General features: G+C 66.7%; 20 protein-coding genes and 1 tRNA gene. 8 read left to right on the top strand and 13 right to left on the bottom strand.

All coding sequences use genetic code 11. The annotated features are described in order from the left end of the window. Positions 1-15: 15 nt before the first annotated feature. Positions 16-639 (bottom strand): hypothetical protein, encoded by a 624-nt coding sequence (locus ACIQK7_RS04735; RefSeq protein ID WP_403021811.1) that lies wholly within the window; start codon positions 637-639, stop codon positions 16-18. Positions 640-780: 141 nt separating this feature from the next. Between ACIQK7_RS04735 and ACIQK7_RS04730 the strand changes: the two genes are divergently transcribed. Together ACIQK7_RS04730 and ACIQK7_RS04725 are read left to right on the top strand one after the other, a co-directional pair. After that, positions 781-1314, top strand: coding sequence for a peptidylprolyl isomerase (locus ACIQK7_RS04730; protein ID WP_403021809.1), 534 nt, complete (start codon positions 781-783; stop codon positions 1312-1314). Positions 1315-1348: 34 nt separating this feature from the next. Then, positions 1349-2200 (top strand): rhomboid family intramembrane serine protease, encoded by an 852-nt coding sequence (locus tag ACIQK7_RS04725; RefSeq protein WP_403021807.1) that lies wholly within the window; start codon positions 1349-1351, stop codon positions 2198-2200. Positions 2201-2302: 102 nt separating this feature from the next. Here the strand turns inward: ACIQK7_RS04725 and ACIQK7_RS04720 are convergent, their stop codons facing one another. Further along, a complete protein-coding gene (locus tag ACIQK7_RS04720; protein ID WP_147722971.1) occupies positions 2303-2545 on the bottom strand; it encodes a cell division protein CrgA in 243 nt (80 codons plus the stop codon). A gap of 41 nt (positions 2546-2586) precedes the next feature. On the opposite strand from ACIQK7_RS04720, the gene ACIQK7_RS04715 reads away from it, so the two are divergent. The 3 genes from ACIQK7_RS04715 to ACIQK7_RS04705 are packed head-to-tail and all read left to right on the top strand — an operon-like array spanning position 2587 to position 4171. Then, entirely contained in the window at positions 2587-3381 is a 795-nt protein-coding gene (locus ACIQK7_RS04715; RefSeq protein WP_403021805.1) for a class E sortase, read from the top strand. Continuing rightward, positions 3381-3536, top strand: coding sequence for a hypothetical protein (locus ACIQK7_RS04710; protein WP_403021803.1), 156 nt, complete (start codon positions 3381-3383; stop codon positions 3534-3536). The genes ACIQK7_RS04715 and ACIQK7_RS04710 overlap by 1 nt, the downstream gene beginning before the upstream one ends. Further along, on the top strand, positions 3533-4171 hold the full coding sequence (locus ACIQK7_RS04705; protein WP_403021801.1) for an aminodeoxychorismate/anthranilate synthase component II: 639 nt from the start codon (positions 3533-3535) through the stop codon (positions 4169-4171). The genes ACIQK7_RS04710 and ACIQK7_RS04705 overlap by 4 nt, the downstream gene beginning before the upstream one ends. Before the next feature lie 36 nt (positions 4172-4207). Here the strand turns inward: ACIQK7_RS04705 and pknB are convergent, their stop codons facing one another. The 7 genes from pknB to ACIQK7_RS04670 all read right to left on the bottom strand — a co-directional run bounded on the left by pknB (position 4208) and on the right by ACIQK7_RS04670 (position 13012). After that, positions 4208-5902, bottom strand: a complete 1695-nt coding sequence (gene pknB / locus ACIQK7_RS04700) for a Stk1 family PASTA domain-containing Ser/Thr kinase (RefSeq protein WP_403021800.1) — start codon at positions 5900-5902, stop codon at positions 4208-4210. Positions 5903-5977: 75 nt separating this feature from the next. Then, positions 5978-7717 (bottom strand): protein kinase, encoded by a 1740-nt coding sequence (locus ACIQK7_RS04695; RefSeq protein ID WP_403021798.1) that lies wholly within the window; start codon positions 7715-7717, stop codon positions 5978-5980. Then, complete coding sequence (locus ACIQK7_RS04690; protein ID WP_403021796.1) at positions 7714-9153, bottom strand: peptidoglycan D,D-transpeptidase FtsI family protein; 1440 nt, start codon at positions 9151-9153, stop codon at positions 7714-7716. Before ACIQK7_RS04690 ends, ACIQK7_RS04695 begins: the two co-directional genes overlap by 4 nt. Position 9154: 1 nt before the next feature. Continuing rightward, the gene (locus tag ACIQK7_RS04685; RefSeq protein WP_403021794.1) at positions 9155-10537 is read right to left on the bottom strand and encodes an FtsW/RodA/SpoVE family cell cycle protein; all 1383 of its coding nucleotides are present in this window, start codon (positions 10535-10537) and stop codon (positions 9155-9157) included. Further along, the gene (locus tag ACIQK7_RS04680; protein WP_403021792.1) at positions 10527-11762 is read right to left on the bottom strand and encodes a Stp1/IreP family PP2C-type Ser/Thr phosphatase; all 1236 of its coding nucleotides are present in this window, start codon (positions 11760-11762) and stop codon (positions 10527-10529) included. The genes ACIQK7_RS04685 and ACIQK7_RS04680 overlap by 11 nt, the downstream gene beginning before the upstream one ends. Before the next feature lie 2 nt (positions 11763-11764). Continuing rightward, a complete protein-coding gene (locus ACIQK7_RS04675) occupies positions 11765-12280 on the bottom strand; it encodes an FHA domain-containing protein (protein ID WP_403021790.1) in 516 nt (171 codons plus the stop codon). After that, positions 12281-13012 carry an FhaA domain-containing protein gene (locus ACIQK7_RS04670; protein WP_403021788.1) on the bottom strand — a complete coding sequence of 244 codons (732 nt, stop codon included), beginning with the start codon at positions 13010-13012 and terminating at the stop codon, positions 12281-12283. A 184-nt stretch (positions 13013-13196) separates the two neighbouring features. Between ACIQK7_RS04670 and ACIQK7_RS04665 the strand changes: the two genes are divergently transcribed. Next, positions 13197-13279 (top strand) — tRNA-Leu (locus tag ACIQK7_RS04665). A 73-nt stretch (positions 13280-13352) separates the two neighbouring features. Here ACIQK7_RS04665 and ACIQK7_RS04660 read toward each other — a convergent pair. Next, positions 13353-14792 (bottom strand): threonine/serine exporter ThrE family protein, encoded by a 1440-nt coding sequence (locus ACIQK7_RS04660; RefSeq protein ID WP_403021786.1) that lies wholly within the window; start codon positions 14790-14792, stop codon positions 13353-13355. A gap of 91 nt (positions 14793-14883) precedes the next feature. Between ACIQK7_RS04660 and aroQ the strand changes: the two genes are divergently transcribed. Then, positions 14884-15333, top strand: coding sequence for a type II 3-dehydroquinate dehydratase (aroQ, locus tag ACIQK7_RS04655; protein WP_403021784.1), 450 nt, complete (start codon positions 14884-14886; stop codon positions 15331-15333). Between the two features lie 96 nt (positions 15334-15429). Here aroQ and nhaA read toward each other — a convergent pair whose 3' ends face one another. Further along, on the bottom strand, positions 15430-16749 hold the full coding sequence (gene nhaA / locus ACIQK7_RS04650; protein ID WP_403021782.1) for a Na+/H+ antiporter NhaA: 1320 nt from the start codon (positions 16747-16749) through the stop codon (positions 15430-15432). A 201-nt stretch (positions 16750-16950) separates the two neighbouring features. Here nhaA and ACIQK7_RS04645 point away from each other — a divergent pair, with 201 nt between their 5' ends. Then, positions 16951-17997, top strand: a complete 1047-nt coding sequence (locus tag ACIQK7_RS04645; RefSeq protein ID WP_403021781.1) for an NAD(P)/FAD-dependent oxidoreductase — start codon at positions 16951-16953, stop codon at positions 17995-17997. 6 nt (positions 17998-18003) lie between these two features. Here ACIQK7_RS04645 and ACIQK7_RS04640 read toward each other — a convergent pair whose 3' ends face one another. Together ACIQK7_RS04640 and nucS are read right to left on the bottom strand one after the other, a co-directional pair. Beyond that, positions 18004-18663, bottom strand: a complete 660-nt coding sequence (locus ACIQK7_RS04640) for an HAD hydrolase-like protein (protein ID WP_403021779.1) — start codon at positions 18661-18663, stop codon at positions 18004-18006. Positions 18664-18678: 15 nt separating this feature from the next. After that, entirely contained in the window at positions 18679-19374 is a 696-nt protein-coding gene (gene nucS, locus ACIQK7_RS04635) for an endonuclease NucS (RefSeq protein ID WP_403021777.1), read from the bottom strand. Positions 19375-19391: the final 17 nt, after the last annotated feature.

The raw sequence follows: 19391 nt of genomic DNA, 5'->3' as shown, positions 1-19391 counted from the left end.
GGCGAGACGAGCTGATCAGAGCGTGTCGCTCGCGGGGAGTTCCTCGGGCTCATCGGAGATCCACAGGTCGTCGTCGGCGCGCAGGGTCTGCCAGACGGCATAGCCGATGCCGAGCAGTGCGACAACGCCCACACCCATCACGATGTAGCGGCCCGGGCCGGGGGTCGACTTCGGCGGAACAAGATTGACCCGCTTGCCGATCTCCTTACGGATCTGCTTCGCCCTCTTCTTGGTCTTCCGGCTCGAGAGGTCGAGGGCCTTCTCCGCACCGCCCGACTTGTGCACGGCCTTCATGGCGTCGCGTACCTTGGCGTCCTTGGTGACCTCGATCACTGCCAGTGCGGTCGCCGCGGCCGAGGCAAGGGAGGGAAACAGCTCGTACTGCACCTTGTTGCGTGCGCCCTCTGCCACAGTGCGAGTTGCGGATGCCCCGGTTGCGATTGCGGGCTTCACACGGTGATCGATGGTGTCGCGAACGCGGGGAGCGACCTCATCGCGGCCGAGGTGACTGGCGGCCCGACCGGCCTCGCGAACAACCTTGTTTGCCTGGTCAAGAACCTCGCGCTGGCTCTCCCACAGATCCGAGGCGGAGTGCTTGAGCCGCTTCAGTTCACGCTTGCGTTTACGGGACAAAGCCATGTGAGACCTCCAGTTGGCGGGTGAGTCAAGCAACTCCAATACAACCACGGGGCCTTCTGTGAGCGCACTGAGTATTCGGTGGATGCCCCGCCATCAGCGAACAGGGGCCCAGTGCCGAGGCAGGGATGAAATACTGAGGCAATGCATACACACGTAGCTACCTTCCACACCTCGATGGGTGACATCAAGGTAAACCTCTTCGGCAACCACGCCCCCAAGACCGTCGACAACTTCGTGGGTCTCGCAAAGGGCACCAAGGAGTGGACCGACCCGGCGACGGGCGAGAAGACCAAGCGTCCCCTCTACGACGGCGTCATCTTCCACCGCATCATCGACGACTTCATGATCCAGGGCGGTGACCCCCTCGGCAAGGGCATCGGCGGCCCCGGATACCAGTTCGACGACGAGATCCACCCCGAGCTCGACTTCACCAAGCCCTACGTGCTCGCAATGGCCAACGCGGGCATCCAGATGGGTCGCGGCACGAACGGCTCGCAGTTCTTCATCACGACCGTGCCCACCACCTGGCTCCAGGGCAAGCACACGATCTTCGGCAAGGTCGAGGATGCAGAGTCGCAGGAGACCGTGAAGAAGATCGAGAGCGTCAAGAAGGGGCCGGGCGACAAGCCGCTCGAAGACGTCGTCATCAACAGCATCACGATCGACGAGGTCTGAATCCCGTGATTCATGCGTGGACGGGGGGCGGGCTGTGAACAGCCTGCCCTCCAGTCCCGACAACTACTGCTATCGGCATCCCGATCGGCAGAGCTTCATCCTGTGCCAGCGCTGCGGTCGCACCGTATGTCCAGAGTGCCAGACGCAGGCGCCGGTCGGCGTGCACTGCCCCGAGTGCGTTCGCGAGCACCAGGCCTCTGCTCCTCGCCGCAAGCCCGCTGTCGTCACCGCGATCAATCGTGCTCGGCGGGGCGAGGGCACCGTCGTCACCTACAGCATCCTGGGCTTGACCGTCCTGGTCTATCTGCTCCAGCTCTTCACGGGCGGCGTCGTGACGAATGCACTCCTCTACTGGGGCCCGTACACCGACGTGCAGCCGTGGCGGCTGCTCACGACGGCGCTCGTGCACTCCCAGAACTCCTTCTTCCACATCCTTTTCAACATGTATGCGCTCTGGCTGTTCGGGCGCATGCTCGAGGGGATGCTCGGCCGCTGGCGATTCCTTGCGCTCTACGTCTTGAGCGCCCTGGGCGGATCGATCGCCGTGTTGCTGCTGTCACCGCTCACCCCCGTCGTGGGCGCTTCGGGAGCGATCTTCGGACTCTTCGGCGCGTTCTTCGTCATCAACCGAGGGCTCGGCGGCAACAGTGTCCAGCTCGTGATTGTGCTGGGGCTGAATCTCGCGATCGGCTTCATCGTTCCGGGCATAGCGTGGCAGGCGCATGTCGGCGGCATCCTCGTCGGCGCACTGATCGGTTTCATCTTCCTGCGCACGCGCCACAGGAATGCCGCGCGCCGACAGCGGATACTCCTCGCCGCGGTTGCGGCAGGCCTCGTCGTGCTCACGGTCATCGGCGTCGTGGTGATGTACGCGCGGTTCGGCTAATTCCTCTGCCCACCGCGAGCGGAGTTATCCACAGGCGATTCCACAGTGGGGATAATTACACCGGTGTAGTTGACCCCCGAAGTGGTGCCCCGCAGGGCGAGATCAGCGCCAGCGGGTGGTCATGAGGAAGCCGACGAACATGATGCCGAAGCCGACGAGGATGTTGCCGTCGCCGAGTTCCGCGATCGGCAGGGCCGTCTGGCTGATGTAGTAGACGATGATCCACAGGAGCCCGAGCAGCATGAGTCCGAACATGATCGGCTTGAACCACACCGGGTTGGGGGCGTCGTCGCCGGAGCGGACCTCCCGGGAAGAATCGGGCGTGGAGTTCGTCGACTTGGCCATGCCCGGAATTCTAGCGGGAAGTGCTCGAATAGACTCGCTGCATGACCAGGGCACGAGGGGGGCGGCGCGCGAAGCCCCGGGCATCCGTGGGCCTTGTCATCATCGGCGTGCTGGGCGAACTGTTCCTCACCGCTGGCGTGCTCGTGCTCCTCTTCCTCGGTTGGCAGCTCTGGCTCAACGACATCATCGTCGGCAACGAGCAGCGGGATGCGGCACTTGAGTTCAGCGAGAGCCTCTCTCGCGACGCACCGGAGAAGCCAAGCGACGACGAGCCGGCCGGCCCGGATGAGCCGGAAACTCCCACGGAACCGGATGCGCCAGTCAGCACGGTCGCTCCCGTCGAGAACCAGGCGTTTGCGACGATCTTCGTGCCGCGTTTCGGTGCCGACTATGCGCGCAAGATCGCGGAAGGCGTGAGCCTTCCGAAGATCCTCAATCGTCCCGAGCTGGGTGTCGGGCATTATCCGGGCACGCAATTGCCGGGCGAGGTGGGCAATTTCGCACTCGCGGCACATCGCACCACCTGGGGCAAACCCTTCGCCGAGATCGGCGAACTCCAGCTCGGAGACAAGATCTATGTGCAGACGGTCGACGGGTGGTATACCTACACGTTCCGCAACCTCGAATACGTGATGCCGACCGAGGTCGAGGTCATCGCGCCGGTGCCGCAGGCGCCCGAGATTGAGGCGAGTGAGCGCTTCATCACCCTCACGAGTTGTAACCCCCGGTTCTCGGCAGCCGAGCGGATCATCGCGTACGGCGTGCTTGAATCGTGGCAGCCGGCGTCGGAGGGTATGCCTGCCGAACTCGCGGCGCTCTGGGAAGGAACCGCCTGATGTACGCTGCACTGTGGCGGATGCTGCCGGGACCGCTCTGGTTGCGCATCCTGCTTGCAATCATCATTGTCGCGGCCGTCTTGACGGCCCTCGTGCTCTGGCTCTTTCCCTGGGTCAGCACATTCATTGAAGCTCCGGAGGTGACCGTCGAATGACCAAGGTGCTCGTCATCGACAACTACGACAGCTTCGTCTACACGCTGAACGGCTACCTGCTGCAGCTCGGCGCCGAGACGGATGTCGTGCGTAATGATGCCTTCGCTCCCCACGATGCGGCCGCACGCCTCGCAGAATACGACGCGGTGTTGCTCTCACCCGGCCCCGGCACGCCCGCGAAGGCCGGCGTCTCGATCACGATGGTGCATGCGGCACTCGACTCGGGAACTCCCCTGCTGGGGGTCTGCCTCGGGCACCAGGCGATCGCCGAGGCCTTCGGCGGGGTTGTGACCCACGCCGACGAACTGATGCACGGCAAGACCTCACTCGTCGAGCACGACGGCAGCGGCTTCTACGAGGGGGTTCCAGCGCCGTTCACGGCGACCAGGTATCACTCGCTCGCGGTCGTCGACTCGACGGTTCCCCAGGAACTCGAGGTCAACGCCCGCACGGACGGCGGCGTCATCATGGGCCTGCGCCACGCAAGCGCACCGATCTTCGGCGTGCAGTTTCACCCCGAGTCAGTGCTCACGCAGGGCGGTCACGCGATGCTCGCGAACTGGCTCAGCGTCGCGGGTCTCACCGAGGCGCCCGAGCGTGCCAAGGGGCTCGCGCCACTCGTCACGCTCGCCTGACACCAATGCGTCACGCTGGCCGACTCCCCGCCCGGCTCAGCCCGCGCAGTAGGTGATCGTCACCTGCGACTGCTGCGGGTGGTCACCGGGCGCGAGGCTCTGTCCCGTCACGATATTGCCCCTGCAGTTGTGGTCGGGGTTCGCCACTGGAGTGAGTTGCAGCGCGAGAAGCATGGCATTGGCCGTGTCGCTCTGCTGGCCCACGACATCCGGAACCGTCACGAGTCCGCTCGAGACCACAAGGTCGACCGAATCGCCCTCCTGCACGATTGCGCCGGCGTCGGGAACGCTTCGGATGACCGTGCCCGGCGGCAGGGTCGAGGAGTTCTCCTCGCTGACCGCACCGACCTCGAGTTTGCGGTCGGCGAGGGCCTGAGTTGCGGCCTCCTGCGTGAGGTTCGACAGCGAAGGCACCGAGACGGATGCTGGGCCCTGCGACACGTAGATGCGGATGGTCTGCTCAGCGGCAACCCTCGTGCCAGGCGTCGGGTCGGTGCGGATGACCTCCCCGCGCGGCACATCGTCGCTTGCGGTGTCGATGCGCGACGGGGTGAGGCCCGCATCCTGCATCTCCTGTGCGCCGCTCTCGTATTGCTGCCCGACGATGTCGGGAACCTCGACGGAGATCGAGTTGCCGATCGTGCTCGGCGGCAGGTTCACGACCCAGATCGCGAGGGCGACGAGCATGGCGGCGATGACCGCGACTCCGGCCCAGATCCATGCCACGGGCGGTCGGTTCTGGGTGCGCACGGCGCGTTCCGTGTTCTCAGCGGAGAGCTGTCGGATCGCGGCCTCGGAGCCGGCCGCTGCCGTCGGGTTCACGCCGAAGAGCGTTGCGTTGAAGTCACTTGCCGCGGGCACCTTGCGGGTCGGGACCTCACCGGATGCCGCGAGCTCGACCTCCTCGCGGAACTCCGCCGCCGTCTGGAAGCGTTCGAACTTGTCTTTCTCGAGCGCGTGCAGCACGACGACGTCGAGGGCGGGGGAAACCTTGGGATTGAGCGAGCTCGGGGGAAGCGGCGCCTCGCTGATGTGCTGGTAGGCGACGGCGGCCGCCCGGTCGCCGCGGAACGGCGGCTGGCCAGTCAGCATCTCGAAGAGCACGATGCCTGTCGAATAGAGGTCGGTGCGGGCATCCACCGTCTCGCCCTTCGCCTGCTCGGGCGAGAAGTACTGGGCCGTGCCGAGCACCTTGCTCGTGTCGGCAACGGTCGCGGAGTTGTCGCTCACGGCGCGCGCGATGCCGAAGTCCATGACCTTGACCTGGCCGTTGTGCGTCACCATGACGTTGCCGGGCTTGATGTCGCGGTGCACGACGAGCGCGCGGTGGCTGTATTCGAGGGCCGTCAGGATGCCGTCGACGATGCGCACGGCCTCGCGCGGCTCGAGGGGGCCGTCGGCGATGATGTCCTTGAGCAGTCGCCCGTCGACATACTCCATGACGATGAAGGGCACCTGCGTCTCGATGCCGTTCTCGTCGGCGACCGTCTCCTCGCCGGCGTCGTAGACGCGGACGATCGTGGGGTGCGCCATCCGTGCCGCCTTCTGCGCCTCTTCGCGGAAGAGCAGGCGGAAGTTGGGGTCGGTTGCGAGAGAGGGCTTGAGCAGCTTGATCGCCACGCGCCGCCCGAGCCGGGTGTCGGTGCCCACGTGCACGTCGGCCATGCCGCCCCGGCCGATGAGCTTGCCGATCTGATACCTGCCGGCGAGCAGCCGAGTATCTTCAGTCAATTCTCTCTCCAGGTGAATAGGCGACGCCTAGCAGTCTATTCGCTGCATGGGCGTCTCCCTGCGGCGCCGAGCGGTCTACTCGCCCTCACCCTCGCCGTCGCCGGGCGGCGGAGGCGTCTCCTCTTCGGGGCTTACGATGTAGCTGATCTGGGGAGACTCGGGCGAGCGGATGCCGGAGCACTCCGCGTGGTAGGAGAACGTCACGGTGCCCGGGGCGTCAGACACGAGCGTGATGTTGGTCGTCGAGGGTGCAATCGGGTTCGAGACCGAGTGCGTCGCGCCGTTCACCGTCACCCGGTAGGCGGTGTGAGTTGTGCCGGGAGGGCAGCCCTGGTAGCTGGGCCACGTGATGTTCACGTTCTGGCCGGGCAGCACCTCAACATTGCTCGCTGGCCCGGTGGGGGCGGCTGGTGGGGTCGGAGCCGGGATTTCGGCGTAGACCTTGACCGTGACAACCGTGCCCTTGTCGAGCCTGCCCGTGGGGTTCACGCTATATACGAGGCCAGCCTGATTCGGCTCCGGTGCGTAGTCGCCCGGCGTGATGTCGGGAGTGAGCTCCATCTCCTCGAGGATGCTGCGCGCTTCTGCCTCGGTCTTGCCGACGAAATCTGCCTCCGTCAGCCGCACCTTCGTGTCGGAGGGGGACGGAGACGCCGACGAGGGGCGGGGGGTCGCAGACTTCGTGGTCGTCTCCGAGGGTGTGGGGTCATCGTCTGGTGACAGCGTCATCGCGATGATGACGCCGATGAGGGCGACGAGCAGCACGCCGACGAGCACGATGAGTGGCCACGTCCACGGATTGCGTTTCTTCTCTTCCTCGCCAGCAGCTGCGGCGGCCTCCGCGCGGGACTGCGGAGCAGCGCCCGCACCCATGGCAGCGCCCGCCGCAGGAAGCACACGGGTCGCCGCCGAGGTGTCGGCAGCGCCGGGCGTGATGAGGCTTGTGAAGCCGGCGGTGCCGCCGACGCCGGGGACCGCGGCCGTCGCGCCCGCGACATCCCCGCGCCGTAGTGCCTGGGACGCCCGTGCGAGGTGGGCCGCAGAGGCGGGGCGCTCGGCGGGGCTCTTGGCGATGCACGAGTAGACGAGGTTGCGCACGGGCTCCGCGATGTTCGCGGGGAGGTCTGGCGGCTGCTCGTTGATCTGGGCCATCGCGATCGCGACCTGCGATTCGCCCGTGAAGGGCCGACGGCCAGCGAGAGCTTCGTAGGCGACGATGCCGAGCGAGTAGATGTCGGTCGTGGGGGAGGCCGGATGCCCGCTCGCTTGTTCGGGCGAGAGGTACTGCACTGTGCCCATGACCTGGCCTGTTGCCGTGAGCGGCACCTGGTCGGCGATGCGCGCGATGCCGAAGTCGGTGATCTTGACGCGGCCGTCGGGTGTAATCAGGAGGTTGCCCGGCTTGATGTCGCGGTGCACGAGGCCCGCGGCATGGGCGGCGTGAAGAGCGGACGCCGTCTGGGCGACGATGTCGAGCACGCGGTCGGTCGAGAGCACGCGCTCCCGCTCGAGGATCGTGGAGAGCGCCTCGCCCGGCACGAGTTCCATGACGAGGTAGGCGCTGCCGTCTTCCTCGCCGTAGTCGAAGACATTGGCGATGCCCTCGTGGTTGACGAGGGCGGCGTGCCGTGCCTCCGCGCGGAAACGCTCAAGGAAGCCGGGGTCGCCCAGGTACTCGTCCTTGAGGATCTTGATCGCGACCGTGCGACCGATGACCAGGTCGGTTGCTTGCCACACCTCGCCCATGCCGCCGATCGCGACACGGCTCGACAGTTGGTAACGACCACCGAAGGTGAGGCCACTCGTGGGTCTCATTTGCTCAGCACCGCCTCAAATACCTTCTTGGCGATCGGCGCGGCGACCTGGTTGCCGAAACCGGAACCATTCTCGACCACGACCGCGATCGCAATCTGTGGGTCTGACGCGGGAGCGAACCCCGTGAACCAAAGGGTGTTTGGTGACCCCTCCGAGTTCTGTGCCGTGCCGGTCTTACCGCCCACGTCGACTCCGTTCATTCTTGCATTACTGGCAGCCCCATTGGCCACGTTCGCGACCATCATCGGCACCATCGTCTCCGCCGTCTCGGCACTGATGGGTTCGCTGTAGACGCTCGGCTCAAACGCGACGAGTTCCGTCAGGTCCGGCGCGAGGATCCGCTCGACGAGCGTTGGCTGCATGAGCGTGCCGCCGTTGGCGACCGCCGCCGTCACCATCGCGATCTGCAGCGGCGTGGTGCGCACGCTCGCCTGCCCGAAGGACGACAGCATGAGCTGCGGCTCGTCCATGTCATCCGGGAAGACGCTCGCGGTGGCGGGCATGGGCACCTGCACACGGTCACCGAAACCGAAGGCTTCCGCGTACTCGCCGAGCACATCCTCGCCCAGGGAGGAACCGACCTGGGCGAAGGGGATGTTGCAGGAGAGCCGCAGGGCATCCCTCAGCGCCACCGTCTCGCCGCCGCCGCACGTGCCGCCCTCCGCGTTTGAGATGACCGAGTTGCTGAGCGGCAGCTTGAGCGTCGGCGGGTTCGGGATGGCGGTGTCGGGCTTGTAGGCGCCGCTGTCGAGGGCCGCGGCCGTCGTGAGCACCTTGAAAACGGATCCTGGATGGTAGAGGTCACCGGCGATCGCGCGGTTGTCGAGCGGTGACGTTGGATCGGCGCTGAGCTGCTCGTGGGCCGAGATGACCGAGCTCGTATCGTGCGCCGCAAGGAGGTTCGGGTCGAACGATGGCTTCGAGACCATCGCGAGGATCGCACCCGTCGACGGGTCGATCGCGACGATAGACCCGCGATAGTCGCCGAGGGCATCCCATGCAGCCTGCTGCACGACCGGGTCGATCGTGAGCTCGACCGCGGCGCCCTTGGGGGAGGCGCCCGTGAAGATCGAGCTCAGCTGGTCGAAGAACTGGTCGTTCGCCGTGCCCGTGAGGTAGTCGTTGAGGGCACCCTCGATGCCGGCATTGCCCTGGTTGAGGGTGTAGTACCCCGTGACGTGCGAGTACAGCAGCGGGTTGTTGTAGACGCGTTGGAACTTGAAGTCGGTGTCGACGGGGGTGGACTCCGCGACGGGGGCGCCGTCAACGAGGATCGGGCCGCGCTCGGCTGAGAAGCTCGCGTAGAGCGTGCGCACATTGCGGGGGTCGGCGCGCAGGTTCTCCTCCTGGAAGACCGTGATGACCGTGCCAGAGGCAAAGAGTGCCACGAACATGAGCAGCACCGCCGCACTGACCCGCTTGAGTTCCCTGTTCACGTCACACCACCAATCTCGCCTGGTTGCGAATCGTGTCGGAGAGGCGCAGCAGGATCGCCGCAATGATCCAGTTGGCCACGAGCGAGGAGCCACCGGCCGCGAGGAAGGGCGCCGTGAGGCCGGTGAGCGGGATGACGCGCGTCACGCCGCCGACGACGATGAAGACCTGGAGTGCCACGACGAAGGCAAGGCCGACGCCGAGCAGGCGGCCGAAATCATCCTGACCGGCGAAGCCGATGCGGAACCCGCGCGAAACGAAGAGGAGGTACAGCGCGAGGATAGCGAAGAGTCCCGTGAGTCCGAGCTCCTCCGTGAGGCTTGCGATGATGAAGTCGCTTTGGGCGAGCGCCACGAGGTCGGGCCGACCCTGGCCGAGGCCCGTGCCGATGAGCCCGCCGTTGGCGATGCCGAAGAGTCCCTGCACAAGCTGCCAGCTGCCGCCGACCGCGTCGTAGACCTCCTGGTTGAAGGGGTCGAGCCAGCCGCGGAAGCGACCGCCAACGTAGCCGAGAAGTTGGCTCGCGAGGACAGCGCCGCCGATGAAGAGCCCGAGCCCCATGAGGATCCAGCTCGCCCGTCCCGTCGCGACATAGATCATGACGAGGAAGAGGCCGAAGTAGAGGAGCGAGGTGCCGAGGTCGCGCTGGAAGATGAGCACTGCCATCGCGGCCGCCCAGATGACGAGGATCGGACCGAGGTCGCGTGCCCGCGGAAACCGCATGCCGAGGACCTTCTTACCGACCATCGACAGGCTGTCGCGGCTCTCGACGAGGTAGGCGGCGAAGAAGATAGCGAGGGCGATCTTCGCTAGCTCGCCCGGCTGGAAGGTGAAACCGCCGACCCGGATCCAGATCTGCGCCCCATAGACCTCATGGCCAATTAACGGCAGCATGGGCAGCAAGAGGAGCACGATTCCCATGAACATCGAGATGAAGCGGTAGCGCTGCAGCACCCGGTGATTGCGAATCGCGATGACGACGCCGATGGCGGCGAGGATGGCGATCGCCGACCAAGCGATCTGGCGGACGCCCGCGGCATCCCACCCGCTGAAGCCCTCCGCGAGGTCGATTCTGTAGATCTGCGCGATGCCCAGGCCGTTGAGCAGCGTCACGATGGGCAGGATGAACGGGTCAGCCTGTGGCGCTGTGACCCGCAGCACGAGGTGCATCGCCAACACCAGCACCGCGAGGCTGCCCGCGACGAGGATGACGCTCGTGTCCACCGCGCCGTTCACGCCCAGCTGCACGAGCGCCATCGAGGCGCCGTTGATGCCGCAGGCGACGAGCACGAGGATCAACTCGAGATTGCGCAGGCGCGCCGGCTGGCGCAGCCGCACGCGGATGCTCGTGGTGTCGGTCGCGGCCGAGGCGGTATCAGTCGTCATGGTCAAGCCTGTCGATGATGTCGCGAGCGTCGTCGAGGTCGCGGGCGGTGATGGTGTCGAGCACCTGACGACGCTCGAAGTCCGAGAGCGAGTCAACGCGGATGCTCGTCTCGGCGTGGATCTCGGAGAGCGAGATCGGCCCGATGCCCTGCTGCACGCCCTTGAAGATCGCGACCGTGTTGCCGTTCGCGCCCACGTAGTAGCGGGTCTGCGTCCAGCGGTAGCCGACGACGAGACCCGTCACGATCAGCGCGGCGATGAGCCCGACCGAGACGAGCCAGGTCACGCGACGACGGATGGCGCGGCGCCGGTCCTCAGCGATGAGCTCCTGCAGGTACTCGTCGGACTCGGGCTCGAAGTGGCTGTCCTCCGGCGCGGCCTTGAGGGGGTGCAGGAGAAGGGTGGGCAGGCGCAGGGGCTTGCGGCCCGCATCCGATTCGAAGCTGAGCGGAAGCGCGGCGGAACCGACCGTGACGGGCGGGTTCGATGCGGAGTCGGGCGTGTGGTCGACGTCGACCACAACAACCGTGACGTTGTCAGGCGCGCCCTGGTCGAGGCTCTCACGCACGAGGCGCTCGGCGGCATCCTTGGGGGAGGGGTGCGACTTGAGCGTCGCTGCGATCTTCTCCTCGGTCACGTAGCTGCTGAGCCCGTCGGAACACAGCACCCAGCGATCGCCCGGTTCGGTCTCGACGATCGCCGTGTCGATCTCGGGCGACGCCTCGACATCGCCCAGCACGCGCATGAGCACCGAGCGCCGCGGATGCACGGCCGCTTCCTCCGCCGTGATGCGGCCGCTGTCGACGAGCCGCTGCACGAAGGTGTGGTCGATCGTGACCTGCTCGAGCACGCCGGCGCGGTAGAGGTAGAGGCGCGAGTCGCCGATGTGCGCGATGGCCAGCTGGTGGTCGACCCGCAGGATCGCCGTCACGGTCGTGCCCATGCCGGTCAGCTCGGGATGGTCGAAGACCGTCTCGGCGATGAGCGAGTTCGCCGCGATGAGCGCGGACTGGAGCGCGAACTCGGCGTCATGGGCGCTGTTGAAGGCGCGGTCGGCCTCCGCGATGCGGTTCACGGCGATAGCGGATGCGATGTCACCGCCCGCGTGACCACCCATGCCGTCGGCGACCACGAAGAGCTGACGGCCGGCATAACCCGAGTCTTGGTTGTTGGACCGGATCTTGCCGACGTGCGAGACCGCGGCGCTCTTGACGGTTGTCGACACGCCTACCGCCGCAGCTCGAAGCTCGTCGTGCCGATCTTGACGCTCGCCCCGATGGGCACGGGGGTCGGGGCCATCACGCGCTTGCCCTCAAGGAAGGTGCCGTTGGTGGAATCGAGGTCCTGGATGACCCACTCGTCGCCCCACAGCATCAGGCGAGCGTGGTGCGTCGACGTGTAGTCGTCGCGAATCACAAGTCCACTGTCACCCGAGCGCCCGATCGTGAGCGGCTGGTCGTCGAGCGTCAACTCCGTGCCGGCCTTCGCACCAGACGTGATGACGAGACGCCGTGCCACGCCAGACCCACCGCCCGTCGGCGAACCAGCGGCGACAGGGCGCGGCGCCGGCTCCGCAACAGGAGCCTCATAGGGGGGAGCCTCCGCAGCACTGGCCTGGGCAGGCATCCGTCGCACGCGCTCGCCGAAGAGGTCGGAGCGCAGGGCGTAGACGATCGCAAAAATGAACGCCCAGAGGAGCAGCAGGAAGCCCAGCTTGAGGAGCAGGAGTGTCAGTTCGCTCATCTACCGCTCGCCCCGTCGCTCGTCGCCGTAAGGCCCGCCCCGGGCATCCGAAGCGCCATCGGGCGTTGCAGACTGGGCGAGCACTCGGAAAACGATACGGGTTCTGCCAATGGAAATCACTGAGTCGGTCGGTAGTGGCGCCTTCGAGACGCGCTTGCCGTTGAGTTCTGAGCCGTTCGTGGAACCGAGATCGTTGACCTGGCCGCGCTTGCCATCCCACAGGATCTCGACGTGCTTGCGGGAGATGCTGCTGTCATCGACCGTGATGTCGGCGTCGCTGCCGCGACCGATCACGGTGCGAGCCTTCGTGATGGCGTGACGCCTGCCATTGATGTCGAGCACGGGAACCCAGGCGACCTCGCCCCTGACGTTCTCCGAGTCGATACGGATGATTCCCTCGCTGAGCTCGGCGTCGGCCTGGAGGCGAATCGAGACGCCGCCAGCGAACTGGTATGCCTGGCGCGCGGCGTGCTGCTGCACGAGCGAGGTCAGCTCGTCGATCAGCGTCGGACCGATCGACGACATGCGCTCGTGGTCGGGCTCGGAGAGGCGCACGACGAAGCGGTTGGGAACCAGGATGCGGTCGCGAGCGACCACGACAGCATTCGTGTCGAGTTCCCGCTTGAGCGCGCTCGTGATGTCGACTGGCTGCACACCGCTCTTGAAGGTCTTGGCGAACGCGCCGTTGACGGCCCGCTCAAGCCCCCGCTCGAAGCTGTCCAGAAGTCCCAATGGTTTCCCTCACGTGCTGTCGGCCTATCGCGCCGCCATGGCACACACGATGTTAGCCGCATTGCCCTGATGAGCGCGGGAACGGGACGCGATCTCACCCCACGGGATGACCTCGTCACACCGGAGAGTGACGACCGCAGCGCGCAGGGAAGGCCTCCCGCGCTGTGGTAATCTCGCTGAGTCTGCGCGAGTGGCGGAATGGTAGACGCGCTGGCTTCAGGTGCCAGTGCCCGCAAGGGCGTGGGGGTTCAAGTCCCCCCTCGCGCACGGAACATGACAACCCCTGATCGAGTGCCAAGCACTGCGGTCAGGGGTTGTTCTCGTCTAGGGAGATCTTCGATCAGCGCACGACGCGCGAGCGGCGCAGAGCGAGTCGTGCCGCGCGGTCGAGGCCGAAGGCGCTGCGGGTCATGAACCCGCCGATTGTCGTGCCGGCCGCCAGCCCAACGCCGGTCGAGAGCGCGATGACGAGTTCGGGCAGCGACGCGGTGACGCCGAACTCGCTCTCCATGAAGGAGTACAGGGCGCGGTAGAGGGCGAGCCCAGGGATGAGCCCGATGATGCCCGCCATCGTGATGGCCGACTCCGGGATCTTGACCCAGCGATAGATGAGGTAGCCGATGATGCCCGCGACGACGCCCGCGAAGGCCGGTGCGATTCCCGGCTGGGGGAGGTTCGGCGCGAGCACTGCGTACACGGCGAACACGATTCCGGCCGCCGCCGCCATGAGCGGCACATAGAGCAGTCGCACGTATGAGGTCAGCGCGAAGCCGACGCCGATGAGTGAGGCGCCGATGATGCCCGGAACCGGTTCGATCACGGGGCCGAGCGAGGTCGCGACCGAGACGGGAACGCCCATACGCAGTGCCAGACCCAGCGTCAGTGAGATGCCGACCGCGAGGCCGAGCGTCATCATGACGACCTCGAGCCCGCGGGCTGACGCCGTCACGTAGTACCCGTCAATCGCGTCACGCGCGGCGGAGGTCAGGCCGATGCCCGAGAGCAGCATGATGATGCCGGAGATGACGATGACCGTCGGGCTGTTCGCGCCCGGCAGTTCGATGCCCATCTCGCGCAACCAGAAGAACAGCACGGCGATCCAGGTCGTGAAGGCGGCGACCGCCATCTGCGAGAAGAACGCCGGCACCGCCCACTTCGAGAGCCGCCTCGCGAGCCAACTCGATACGACGGCGGATGCCGCAGCCACGAGGATCAGCACGAAGCTCACGTTGAACATCACGACGACGCCGCCCGCGAGGATCGCCTGCCCCGCCGTCATGACCCAGCGCCGGTAGGGGTGGGGGGCGTGGAGGATTGCGACGAGCCGCGCGCGGGCGACCTCGACATCGAGGGGTTTCTCTGTCTCGGTGATCTCGTAGATCAGCCGGTAGACCTTCTGCAGTCGTGTGTAATCGGTCGTGCGCACCCGCACGACGCGCATGACCGACGTGGGTTCGTCATCCATGCCGCGGTGCACCGACACCGTGATCGAGGTGAACGCGATATCGACATGCATGCCGTGGATGCCGTAGCTCTCGCTGATGCGCACGAGCATCGCGACGACATCCGCTGCCGACGCCCCGATCGCGAGCATCGCCTCGCCCGCGCGCAGGCAGAAGTCGATGACCGCCCGCTCCTGGCGTTCGGGCACGCCCGTGCTCGGATTGACGATCGAGATGATCTGCGTGGGGGTGCCCGAACCGCGCACGAGGTCCGTCACCCTGTGCAGCAGTGATCGCGCTGGCTGCTGCTGGCCTTCGGGGTGGTCGCCGGGAGTCATCGTTTCCACACTAGGCGCGGCCGGGCATCCGCTGTGGCCTTGAATGCGAGCCAAGCGGGCGCGGTGGGGCGAACGCTGCGAGAATGGGCGCATGTCGCACACCGATCTGCCGCTCATCCTTGTCATCAACGGGCCGAACCTGAACCTGCTTGGCACGCGCGAGCCCGAGAAGTACGGGCGCGAGACGCTGGCGGATGTCGCAGCCCGGGTCACCCGAGCAGCCGAAGGCGAGGGTGTGCAGGTCGAGTTCCTGCAGCACAACCACGAGGGCGCGATCATCGACGCGATCCACTCGGCGAGGGGACGCGCGGCCGGGATCGTGCTCAACGCGGGCGCCTACACGCACACCTCGATTGCGATCCGCGACGCCGTGGTCGCCTCGGAGGTGCCGACGGTCGAGGTTCACATCACGAATGTGCACGCGCGTGAGGAGTTCCGCCACCACTCCTACCTGTCGGATGTTGCATCCGCCGTCATCGCGGGCGCCGGCACCCTCGGCTACGAGTTCGCGCTGCAGTACCTCGCACGTCGCGCCCGCTGACCGTGCTGCTTTCCCAACTCAGGAGGCTGCCCTCCTAACTCAGGAGTCTGGAATCGGGCCGACCGGCACGGACCGAGACTCCTGAGTTATGAAAGGTCAGTTGTCGCCGCGCTGCTGGTAGACATCCGGGATGCCGTCGGCGTCCTCGTCGACCTGCTCCATGGCGGCGAGCCGCTTGTAGTGCCGGCTTCGCGAGCGGAGCACGACGGCGCCGAGGAGGGCCGCCAGCACGGAGGCGCACAGGATGCCGACCTTGGCATGGTCGTTGAGCTCGCCAGCGCCGAAGCTCAGTTCGGCGACGAGCAGGGAGACCGTGAACCCGATGCCGGCGAGCAGCGAGACGCCGAAGAGGTCGACCCAGCGCAGGGTCGGGTCGAGATTGACGCGACGGAGGCGGGAGAGCAGCCAGGTGGTGCCCAGGATGCCGATGGGCTTGCCGATCACGAGGCCCGCGATGATGCCGAGCGTGATGGTGTCGCCGAGCGAGTTGGTGAAGCCCTCCCAGCCACCGATCGCGACGCCGGCCGCGAAGAAGGCGAAGATCGGCACCGCGACGCCGGCCGAAAGGGGCCGCACCCTGTGTTCGAGGATCTCCGCGAGGCCGGGCCCATCGTCGCTCGTGTCCTTGCGCAGCACGGGAATCATGAAGCCGAGCACGACGCCCGCGATTGTCGCGTGGATGCCCGAAGCGTGCACGAGCGCCCAGACGACCATCCCGATGGGGAGCAGGATGATCCACGCGCTCGCACGGTGACGCCCGAAGATGTGGCGGTAGCGCTGCGCCAGGAACGCGTAGATCGCGAGCGGCACGAGGGCGATCAGGAGGGGAGTGAACTGGATCTCGGTCGTGTAGAAGACGGCGATGATGACGATCGCGATGAGGTCATCCACGACCGCGAGGGTGAGGAGGAAGATGCGGAGCGCGGTCGGGAGACCCGAGCCGATGATCGCGAGTACGGCGACGGCGAAGGCGATATCGGTCGCCGTCGGGGTGGCCCAGCCGCGCATGGCCAGCGGGTTGCCCCAGTTGATCGCAACGAAGATGAGGGCGGGCACGACGACGCCGCCGACGGCTGCCGCGACCGGCACGAGCGCCGTGACGGGCTTGCGGAGGTCGCCCGCGACGAACTCCCGCTTGAGCTCGAGGCCGACGAGGAAGAAGAAGATCGCGAGCAGCCCGTCGGAGGCCCAGTGCCCGATGCTCAGCTCGAGGTGCCACGGTTCGTAACCGATCTTGAAGTCACGGAGCGCGAAGTAGGCATCCGCCCATGGCGAATTCGCCCACACGATCGCGACGATCGCCGCCGCCACGAGAATCGCACCGCCCACGGTCTCCTTGCGGAGGATCTCGGTGACGCGGACGGCTTCGCTGTAGCGACCGAAGCCGAAGAGGGTGCGGTTCTGGCCTTCTGACATGGCTCTCCTGTATGCAGGGTTGGTGAGGGACGCGTCGACCAGACTTCCCGACTCACCAGCACCGAGTCTACGCGCCCGTCACGGGTCGATACCGGTCGGCAAACTCACACGTACCCGTTCCTGAACCCCGTGCTACGGTCTGCCCATGTTCCACACCACCGCCCTGCGAGCCCCTACCGGGCGCGGATTGACGGTGGCCTGATGAGCGAACTCCTTGTGGTGGGCGGCGGGCCGGTGGGCCTGGCCGCGGCGATCGAGGCTCGCCTTGAGGGGATGTCGGTGTCGATCATCGAGCCCCGGATCGGCGTCATCGACAAGGCCTGCGGTGAGAGCCTGCTGCCCGGCGCGCTGCCCATGCTGCAGCGCCTCGGCGTCGAACCGCAGGGCCAGCCGCTCCGCGGGATCGCCTTCCACGGCGGGCTCGATGACGACCCCTGGCGCGTTGAGCACACGTTCGAACGCGGGGTCGCGGTCGGCCTGCGACGCACCGTGCTGCACGCACTCCTCACGAATCGTGCCGAGGAACTCGGCATCGTTCGTGGCTATGGCAGGCTCCAGGGCCTGACCCAGGACGACTTCGCCGTCACCGCATTCACCGATCTCGGCGAGACCATCCGCGCCAAATGGCTCATCGGATGCGACGGCCTCCGCTCGGCGACGGCCCGGCTTGCCGGTCTCAGCGACACCTCACGCCGCCGTGTTGAGCGCTTCGGCGTGCGTCGACACTTCCGCGTGGAACCGTGGAGTGACCTCATCGAGGTGCACTACGGACCGGACGCGGAGGTCACGGTCGTGCCCGTGAGCCCCGACCTCGTCGATGTGACGGTGTTGGGCCCGCGCGGCATCGGGTACAACGCCGCCATGCGCGCGACCCCCACGCTCGGCGAGCAGTTGCTGGGTGCCGAGGCCGTGACCGAGCCGCGTGGGGCCGGGCCCTTCCCCCAGCGCACGACGGCACGCACCGCCGGCCGCGTGCTGCTCGCGGGCGACGCATCCGGGTATGTCGACGCGCTCACGACCGAGGGCCTGAGGGTCGGCTTCGCACAGGCGAAGGCGGCGATCGCGGCGATCCGCCGCGGCCGTCCGAGCGATTACGAGCGCGAGTGGCACCGGGTGACGCGGCCGGTCAACATCATCACGGCCAGCCTCGTCGGCCTCGGCAGCTCCGGTCTCCGCTCTGGCATCGTGCCGACGGCGGTCAGGGCTCCGCGCGTCTTCGGCGCCGTCATGGAGCGACTCGCCCGCTGACCCGACTCAGGGCAGCAGCAGGCCGTGCAGGTCCGCGGGCTTTGAGACGACGTCGATCGCGCCTTCCTGCTCCTCCTGCGGACCGTAACCCCACTCGACGAAGATCGCGGGAATGCCGTGGTCTGCCGCACCTTCGACATCGTGCTTGCGGTCGCCGACCATGACGGGGCGAGTTGTGTCGACCCCGATCATCCGGAAGCGACGCATCGCATCCTCGATGACATCTTTCTTGGCGCTGCGGATCTCGTCGATCGATGAGCCGGCAATGACGCGGAAGTACTGCGTGAGGTTGCCGTTGTCGAGGATCACGGATGCCGGGAACTCGGGCTTCGAGGTCGCCAGCGCGAGCGGGATGCCCGCCTTGTGGATGGCACGCAGCACCTTCGGCACACCCTCGAAGATCGGGCTGCCGTGCGCGTTCTTCTCCAGATAGTGCTGACGATAGATGGCGAGGGCCTGCGCGGACTCCGTCTCATCCATGCCGGCCCGCACCCGGAACGACTCCAGGATCGGCGGGCCCACCCACGCGAGCAGCTCCTCAGGGCCGGGCACCTCGCGCCCCATCTTCTCGAACATGTAGCCGAGCGAAGCGGTGATACCCGGCGCCGAGTCGGAGACCGTGCCGTCAAGGTCGAAGAGGATGCACGTCCAGGGCTGTTGCGTCATTCCTCAAACGTACGCTCAGAAGAGGCGCAGGTGGCTGTCGTCCATGCCGCGCATGGCGTCGTAGTCGAGCACGACACAGCGGATGCCACGGTCCTCCGCCAGCGTGCGCGCCTGCGGCTTGATCTCCTGGGCGGCAAAGACACCGGCGACCGGCGCGAGGAGTGGGTCGCGGTTCATGAGCTCAAGGTAACGAGTGAGTTGCTCGACCCCGTCGATGTCGCCGCGACGCTTGATCTCGACCGCGACACTCGCGCCAGAAGCATCCGTCGCCAGGATGTCAACGGGCCCGATCGCCGTCATGTACTCGCGGCGCACGAGCCGGTAACCGTCTCCGAGGGTTTCAATCTGCTCGGCAAGGAGCTTCTGCAGGTGCGCCTCGACGCCGTCCTTCTGCAGGCCCGGGTCCACGCCGAGTTCGTGCTTGCTGTCGTGCAGGATCTCGTGGATCGAGATGACGAGCAGGTCGGCCGTCTTCGCCTGCGTGACCCGCCAGATCTCGGTGACGCCGGCATCCGCCTGTTCGGGCTCCGGTTCCATGGTCGCGAGCGCGCAGGGCGGGCTCATCCAGTTGAGCGGCTTGTAGCTCAGCGAATCAGAGTGCACGAGCACACTGCCGTCAGCCTTGAGCAGCAGCAGGCGGGTGGCGAGGGGGAGGTGGGCGCTGAGTCGACCGGCATAGTCGACCGAGCACTTGGCAATGACGAGGCGCACCCCATCGAGGGTAGTCG

Source organism: Salinibacterium sp. GXW1014, assembly GCF_044769865.1.
Classification (GTDB): domain Bacteria; phylum Actinomycetota; class Actinomycetes; order Actinomycetales; family Microbacteriaceae; genus Homoserinimonas.
The sequence above is the reverse complement of the archived record's forward strand: the minus strand, read 5'-3'. Positions and strand labels throughout refer to the sequence as shown.